At 39.2% G+C, this 7747-nt stretch carries 9 protein-coding genes, 1 other RNA gene and 1 pseudogene; 7 read left to right on the top strand and 4 right to left on the bottom strand.

The features are described 5' to 3' along the window. Together A3860_RS41750 and A3860_RS29260 are read left to right on the top strand one after the other, a co-directional pair. Positions 1 to 218 (top strand): hypothetical protein (locus A3860_RS41750; protein ID WP_216823529.1); only part of this gene is annotated, 218 nt, incomplete at its 5' end. A 226-nt stretch (positions 219 to 444) separates the two neighbouring features. After that, positions 445 to 888, top strand: a complete 444-nt coding sequence (locus A3860_RS29260) for a lecithin retinol acyltransferase family protein (protein ID WP_081153434.1) — start codon at positions 445 to 447, stop codon at positions 886 to 888. A gap of 128 nt (positions 889 to 1016) precedes the next feature. On the opposite strand, the gene A3860_RS29255 is transcribed toward A3860_RS29260, so the two are convergent. Further along, positions 1017 to 1934 (bottom strand): hypothetical protein, encoded by a 918-nt coding sequence (locus tag A3860_RS29255; RefSeq protein ID WP_081153432.1) that lies wholly within the window; start codon positions 1932 to 1934, stop codon positions 1017 to 1019. 142 nt (positions 1935 to 2076) lie between these two features. After that, complete coding sequence (locus A3860_RS29250; RefSeq protein WP_081153430.1) at positions 2077 to 2301, bottom strand: helix-turn-helix transcriptional regulator; 225 nt, start codon at positions 2299 to 2301, stop codon at positions 2077 to 2079. Between the two features lie 690 nt (positions 2302 to 2991). On the opposite strand from A3860_RS29250, the gene A3860_RS29245 reads away from it, so the two are divergent. The 5 genes and pseudogenes from A3860_RS29245 to A3860_RS42355 form a co-directional block, all read left to right on the top strand. Then, positions 2992 to 4146: a HEPN domain-containing protein gene (locus A3860_RS29245; RefSeq protein WP_081153428.1), complete on the top strand. Its 1155-nt coding sequence runs from the start codon at positions 2992 to 2994 to the stop codon at positions 4144 to 4146. Further along, positions 4139 to 5011 carry a helix-turn-helix domain-containing protein gene (locus tag A3860_RS29240; RefSeq protein WP_081153426.1) on the top strand — a complete coding sequence of 291 codons (873 nt, stop codon included), beginning with the start codon at positions 4139 to 4141 and terminating at the stop codon, positions 5009 to 5011. The genes A3860_RS29245 and A3860_RS29240 overlap by 8 nt, the downstream gene beginning before the upstream one ends. Positions 5012 to 5351: 340 nt before the next feature. Further along, positions 5352 to 5615: a helix-turn-helix domain-containing protein gene (locus tag A3860_RS29235; protein ID WP_158085397.1), complete on the top strand. Its 264-nt coding sequence runs from the start codon at positions 5352 to 5354 to the stop codon at positions 5613 to 5615. Further along, a complete protein-coding gene (locus A3860_RS29230; RefSeq protein WP_081153422.1) occupies positions 5605 to 5901 on the top strand; it encodes a hypothetical protein in 297 nt (98 codons plus the stop codon). Before A3860_RS29235 ends, A3860_RS29230 begins: the two co-directional genes overlap by 11 nt. Beyond that, positions 5846 to 6577, top strand: a pseudogene (locus tag A3860_RS42355) (recombinase family protein); the annotation flags it as partial. The gene A3860_RS29230 and the pseudogene A3860_RS42355, both read left to right, overlap by 56 nt. Positions 6578 to 7075: 498 nt before the next feature. Here A3860_RS42355 and A3860_RS41285 read toward each other — a convergent pair. Both A3860_RS41285 and ssrA read right to left on the bottom strand, forming a co-directional pair. Then, positions 7076 to 7408, bottom strand: a complete 333-nt coding sequence (locus tag A3860_RS41285; RefSeq protein ID WP_158085396.1) for a hypothetical protein — start codon at positions 7406 to 7408, stop codon at positions 7076 to 7078. Continuing rightward, positions 7362 to 7733, bottom strand: a transfer-messenger RNA (tmRNA) gene (gene ssrA, locus A3860_RS29220). The genes A3860_RS41285 and ssrA overlap by 47 nt, the downstream gene beginning before the upstream one ends. Between the last annotated feature and the right edge of the window lie 14 nt (positions 7734 to 7747).

Here is a 7747-nt window from a genome sequence, read left to right as displayed (position 1 = left end):
CCTGGGTCAACATGACAAGAATTTACACCAATCAAAATCTAATTAAAAGCAAAAGGGGATTGGCAAAGTTATTTGATAGTCCTACACTACCACTTCAGTTACAGTTTAATACCGCTATGGCTGATCTGACCCTACAATTTTTCTATACGGTAAAAAAACAAAACTGGTTACACATACAGGTTGCAAAGGTTTGTACCAGGCGCTTGAATTCCATATAGTGGATTTCAGAAAATATTTCCTTAAAAATCATGAAGCAGGTCGACGAATCAATGCGCTACGCCAAACTTTGTCAAAATGGAATGATAATCAACGGCGAATTGATAGTTGGCTGAGTGGCTTCCAGGTGAATAAGCCTGGACTTCTAACTGTAAGTCAGACTTGACCTTGATTCCATAATAAGCAATCAGCTACGATATCTAACTATTTTTGGTCAAAATTATATTTATGACTATTCAAAAATTCATTCTTCAAAACGATTTGCAACAAGCTGATGTAATTGTATTAAAGAAAAAATTCTTTGGGATGCTCGATCATTTCGCAGTGTTTCTTGGATATAATTATCATACCGGAGTGCCACTTTTTGCAGCTAATTATACTAAGGGAACTCAATTCATAAACCAAGAGGAATTAGCCAGTTTTTTAACACAGCTAATTCCAGAACGGATTGAACGTTTTAACGGCAACAATATGCAACGTCAACAAGCAATTGAACGAGCGATTTCCAGAATCGGTGCAAATGATTATAATTATTTTTCCAACAATTGTGAACATTATAAAAACTTTGTACAATCTGGTACACCCCATAGCGAACAATCCAAAAATTTTGAAAATGGTATTGCTTTCGGTGCCGTTATTTTATTGCTTGGTGCTTTACTTGGAGATCGCTAATAATTTGCAACTTGGTGCGGATCTGTTGTTTAAACGATTTATTAAGCCATGGATAACATTTGATAGTGTCCCGATAAAAATTGTTCTTTACCAAAAAATAATATCAATGTAATTTTTTTAGAAATTATTTATTCGTTGGATATAACATACCTCCCCAAAGTGAAATGTGCTGGTGATATTGCTTCTGCACTCACTATTTTAATCATTAACTCGCTACAAATGGAAGTGTTCTCCGGATTCAAGGGGAAATAATACTCAGGTGGAGAGTCGGCAACAATTTTTGCAGTGATGTCTCCGTACGAAAATATAGAACTACTCAATGGCCCGCAGTTGTTAATCATCAAATTGAGATGAGTTGAAAGTTGATGCTTAGCTAAGACAGCTTCAAAGGATGGTCTAATTAAATCGGAATAAAGAACATCTAGTTTTTTAGTGAAAGCTTTATTCGATACATGGATAAAAATGTCAGGCATCGTATCTAATCCCGAAAGACTAAACCGCAACAATGCAGCTACCTCTAAAAAAATCAAAAGCCCCTGCATAACGTCCACAAGGTTACAATTGATAGGAATCTCAGAAAACATTGTTTTACTAAATTTCACCGGGCTTCCAACGTTCCGATCATGGAAAACCTCATTTCTAAAAGTGGTAAACTCATGAATTCGGTTATATACACCTGTTCTTTTTACCGGCAAGTCATCAACTTGAAGCAGGATGAGAAGAGCTGTCAACTTTTCGGTGAGGTTTTTTACCTTGTATTTGGCAAATTCTTCATTTACGTGGCCACAAGTCAACTTTAGGAGTGTATTCAGATAGGATTCAAGCCCCAGAAACCAAAGACTCGTTGCCACAATTGAATTTCTGCCATCTGGGACCAACTCCCCCTTAGCCATTTCTAACTGCTCAAGATCCTGCATGGTTAAATAAAATGCGCGGAAAACATAGTCAATATAACTGGCTTGAATGGTATCTCCAGCTTTTTTAGACTTGGTCAGAGAAAACAAGGGTAACCCGACCGGATCGTGACGAAAATGTTCTAATAGCATATAAATGATGTTATGCTTGAAGTCTTACACCAATTCTAAAGGATTTAAAATGCTTTTACTATCGGATTCTCTAACTGCTGTGAAAATTGTCACCAAGTAGGTTGACCTGAAAAATTTGCAATTATTGCCAATTAGACCTTATTTACTTTTTTGATAGTGTTGACTCGATCAACTCATGTATATCTATTTTAAACAATAAAGAAATTTGATAAAGGGTTTCAAGAGAAGGTTGATGTGTATTGGTAGCCCATTTGGATACAGTACCTTCAGTTACACCCAATTGATCAGCTAACCACCTGTTAGTTTTATTCTTTTCAGCCAGTACAATCCTGAGCCGGTTTAAATTCACTTTCTCCTTTTTTGCCATCGTTTATTCTATAAGGTTGACTAGCAAATTATTAGGTATTTTTTAAATTATCAATATTGGTTATTAATAAGCTAATGTTGGTTATTTAATAACCAATGTTTATCTTTAAACTCAATATGACATTTATACTAAAACAACTTATTGACGATAGTTAGATTATAGACTATATTTTTGCGAACACATAAGATATTTTAAGCGTGTTTGCTTTATTCTCGATTCTGAAAACTGCGACCTTTCAAAAATCACGAGAAATAAGGTAAATCGCTCACGCTATTGCGTGGGCGTTCTTATTCGTGATTTGGGGTGTCGCAGCCCTTCAGAATCGGTAAGGACTAACCCACGCAATTTTATTTCACTCGCTGCAAGGTAGTCTTTACAAGTGGGCCTTAATTCCTTTTCGATTCAAATGCGATTATATGCATTGCTCAATACTACCTGTCAAACAAACATCTGCCTTTTCTTATATAGAGTATTCCTGCTTCTTGACCACATTTTCTACGCCTTTACAAGTTATTTCCCCAGGAAAGCCTCATACTCCTGTATAACTGGGTTAACGATCTTCTAACTCACTGATTTTTTAATCATATCTGCAACCAGCTATCGCCCGCATAGCTGGAGCAATACTTTATTACCCGTAAAGGCTAACTGCCCGTTTTTCATCCACACACATTCACCTTTAAGCTTTTGCAAATGAACACACCATTAAACAAGCGAATACTATCCAATTGGCCAGCATGGCACCAACAACCTTTTCGGCTCACCTGTAATGAAATAAACAATCCTCATCATATCCTGAAAGAATTCTTCACCTGGTACACATTATCAGATATCCGCTTATGCCTTAGAGAATGGCTAACCGATGCTCTTCGTGCAGAAGACGTGGAGGCCCTGGAGTATGTCACCCTGCACGATAATATTGAAAAGCTGATTGAAGCAGCGTGGGTAATTTTTGGAAATGAATCCGTAGAGGCAATAGATACTGAAGATGATACAAAAACAGAAACAAGTATCATTTCAACCGATCCTGAAGTATTTCAACCGGAAGCAGATCCCCTGGAAAGGATTATTGACATTACTGTTAAAATAACTGAGGCTGAAAAGATATTCCTATTGGATGCCCAGGGAAACGATAACGCTGGTCATGCTGCCCAGTATGATCTTTTGATACTGCTACCCGGAAAGTCACAGCAACCACATAAAGAACTTCAGGAAGCCATTGAAGCTGCATGCAAGGATATTGCAGATGTTATGATCAGCTTTTCAAATGCAGTCGAAATTTACCGGCTAATTAAAGAAGGACATATATTCTTCTCGATGGTTTGTACTACTGGTAATCTGGTGTATGATAATGGCCGGGTTCCATTGCCTGTTTCTACTATTACTGACTTTGCTGCTATCAAAGCCAAAGCACAGGAGGATTTTAATAAAACGTTTCACATTGCTCAGTTGTTCTATGAAGGGGCTGGTTATTTCTATCTGAAACAAGATAATAACCTGACCGCTTTCATGCTCCAACAGGCAACCGAACATTGCCTTCGTGCCATCCTGTATGCGCTCACTGGCCATAATTACGTGACCCATAACCTGCAAAGGCTACTTCGTTTCACCAGGCAATGTGCTCCTGAATTGCAGGAGGTTTTTTATTCCGGCTTAGGCGACAACAAAAAACTACTCCATCTTTTATATAAGGCCTATGTACATGCGAGATATAAGGACGACTTTCAAATTGAGCATAATCAATTACAGGCATTATTCCGTCTCATACAGAAGCTTCACGACAAGGCAACACAGGTTTTCCAGGAAAAAATGGATTCATTAACCAATAAGTTTACCCAACATGACTGAGAATATTTTCATGCGCTATTTCCGCGAAAAGAACAATCTAAGCCAGGAAGCGGTTGCCAATGCTTTACACATGTCCAAAGAGCAATATGCCGAATTAGAAGCAGGCAAATCCATTCTTAAGTTTGAAACGGCTAAACACCTGGATGCCTTCTTCAAAAGCGAAACCTGTTATTTTTATATTCTTGGCCTGCAGAATCAATTAATGGCTACCCAGGACGAATTGATTGCATTATTAAAAAAGCAGGCAGTAGGGAACGGAGAATTGAGTGAGGAAGAAGCAAGCAATCTAGATGCAGGCGAATCCAGTGAGCTTGAAAAAATACCAGGGCTGCTTTTGGAAAAAGTCGCTCAAAATCCTACCCAGGTTATTCAGGAAGTCTTTAAAGTACGGGATATTGATTCTATTCGTAATGATACATGGAATTGGATAAAAGCAGCAATTGCCAATAATAAAAGTAGTTGCGAAGAAGAGGACGTTCGTTTAACCTTAATGACTTTCTATAAAGACTTACTGTTATTACTGGAAGCATTACACCTAATAAACGAAAAAGGCAAATGGGAAAATGCTGTTGGGACTACGGGACCAATGGATGCACACCCTACGGCACAATCCCAGGATCAACATCGTGATTTGGTTTACGAACAAGTAATGAATCCAGAACAGGTACTTAAAACTTTCTATGAAAAATATACGCTGAAACAGTTACGCTTTTTATTTTGGAACTGGTTAGATGCTGGTATTTCAAACGAAGGTGTCGGATATGACGAAGGGATTGAACGTTCTTTTCTATTGTTACTATACGAACACATCTATTGTTTAGTGGAAGCAGCTTATAATCTCAACGAAAATGCAACCCGTCCCTGACAAATCTTTAATAACCCTTAATTGTCCTTAATTGTTTTTAACTGTATCCTGAAGCGTACGTAATTGTATCAAGATAATTTATTAGGCTAATAGCAACTACACCTTACATGAATGCCTGACCGTGTGGCATTCATGTTTTCTTTCAATGTCAGTGACAATTTGCCACAAAACAAACCCAGGTTTTGATTTTAAGATTTTATTTAAGGGGTTTATTGGTAAAGAAGTTTACACTTTTTACCGCTTTTTACCAGTTGTTTCCGTTAGCTAATTTGGTCGAGCTGGCCATGACAAAACAGGCTTGGCATTTGATCTTATGGTACCAACTATAAATACCATATCTATGAATCATGAATTAAAGTTTATCCAGGAAAAGTTAGACACATTGATTACCAAACTGGATAAAATCCAATCGAGACTATCCTCCCTGGAAATCAATTCATCGCCACCACTTTCATTACAGGAAGCTGCAACTTACCTGCACCTGTCTGTGTCAAGGGTTTATTCTTTAGTATATGCAGGTAGGCTACAAACACTACAACATACAAAAGGGGGAAGGCATCTCTTTTCTAAAGAACATTTAAACCAATATTTATATGAAAAATAAATTAAAACCCATTTCCCAAAACTCCAATACTATAGAAACGGATAGCCTATTTGAAAAAGTCAGCCTGCAACAATTGAGGACAATCTGGAATGATGAACACCATACTTACACAGATGATGAATTAATCAAAATCAGGGGCTGGCTGTATTTGGTAGCGAAGATGGTAATTGCCGTCAGCCAAAGAATGGAAAAGGAACATACACTAATTAAACAACAGCAAATACAAGAACATGAAAACACGCAAAGCTATCCTTTATGTCAGAGTGAGTACAGACGAGCAAGCTGATGGATTTAGTTTGTCCTACCAGGAAGAGCGGCTTCGTAAATATTGCGCGTTGAATAATATAGAAGTGGCAGCTTTCTATAAAGAAGACCATTCGGCCAAAACCTTTGACCGGCCTGAATTTAAAAAATTATTGACCTTCCTTAAAAGTAATAAGCACTCTGCCGACTTGCTGTTGTTTTTAAAATGGGACCGGTTTTCACGTAACGCCGCTGATGCCTACGGCATGATCAGCCAGTTAAACAAACTGGGAGTAGAGCCGCAGGCTATCGAACAACCATTAGACATGAATATCCCGGAGCACAAGTTTATGCTGGCTATTTACCTGGCAGCTCCGGAAGTGGAAAATGACCGGCGTTCTTTAAACATATCAGATGGCATTCACAAGGCTATGAAAGAAGGACGATGGATGGGACCAGCTCCGGTTGGATATAAACGTAGCCGTGATGAAAATAATAAAGCATGTATTATCCCTTCTGAAAAAGCATCCCTGGTAAAGTGGGTATTTGAAGAAATGGCGACCGCTTTGCACCACATTGATCACTTAAGAATGCTGGCGCATAGAAAAGGACTGAAAACTAAACGCAGCGCTTTTCATGAAATGTTCCGTAATCCTGCATACATTGGAAAGATAAGAGTGCCAGCTTATAAAGTCGATCCTGCCATGATCGTAGAGGCCAAACATGAGCCAATTATTGCTACAAAATTGTTCTATGATGTTCAGGATATCCTGGAAGGAAAAAGAAAAAAGAACAACCAGCCAGCAAAGCATACCCAACGAGAAGAATTGCCTTTGCGTGGCTTTTTGACCTGCCCCAGGTGCAACCGCATATTAACCGGCAGCGGCTCTAAGGGCAACGGCGGGCGCTACTTCTACTACCATTGCAGAACCGGCTGCAAAGAAAGGTTTCTGGCGGCTGATGCCAATGCTTCCTTTTATGGGCAGCTTACAGCTATCGCTAATAATGAGAAACTATTCAAATCAATGGAATTGATATTGAAGGAAGCGAACCAAACCGATGGGCAAGACAAGGCCACAGTGTTTAAAAAGCTAAAGCAGGAACTGGAAGTCTATCAAAAAAGATTAGAAAATGCACAGCTATTAATGTTAGATGGCGGAATTGATGCAGGTGATTACAGAAATATCAAAAGTAGGATTGAACCGGAAATCGAAAGGTTAGCCAGGCAAATAGCCAGCTTTGAACAAAAAGACCCAGAGGAAGAGAAGATAAACGAATACGGCTTTTTCTTTCTGCGTCACCTCAATGTGCTGGTTGATTTCGCTACGCCGGAAGAGAAGTTTCAGTTCCTTGGTTCGACCTTTCCGGAGAAGTTCCATTTTAAAGATGGAAAAGTTCGAACCAATTCTGATAACGCAATCGTTAAGGCGCTTTTCACGCCTGACGCGGCTTTCACCAAAATAAAAAACGGCAGCGAAACTATGTTTTCGCTGCCGTCCGGTGGAGTGGAGGTGACCGGATTCGAACCGGTGTCCAAACATATCCTTCAAAAGCTTTCTACATGTTTATTCCGGCATTGCTTGTCGGGAAATAGCAGGAGACGGACGAACCAATTATTTCCTTAGCTGGATAGTCTTATGCAACCGGCACAGCCTACGGTCACAGCATTCTGTATTTGTTTTAAGTCGGCGGCGGAGCTTGGTTACAGAACAACCTGCTCGGCGGCCCTAATGACTACTTAATCACTGATTAGGCAGCCATGGCAAATTGAGTATTGCCATTTAGTGTTTGAATATTCAGATTAACGTGCTAATTATCCAACGCACGACATGCTTACACCTTCAAAGATCTACGCTGTCAAAACCATACACCCCCGGTATTTGGCGACT

The sequence above is a fragment of the Niastella vici genome (genome assembly GCF_002077945.1).
GTDB classification, from domain to species: domain Bacteria; phylum Bacteroidota; class Bacteroidia; order Chitinophagales; family Chitinophagaceae; genus Niastella; species Niastella vici.
This window is presented reverse-complemented; position numbering and strand designations above follow the sequence as displayed.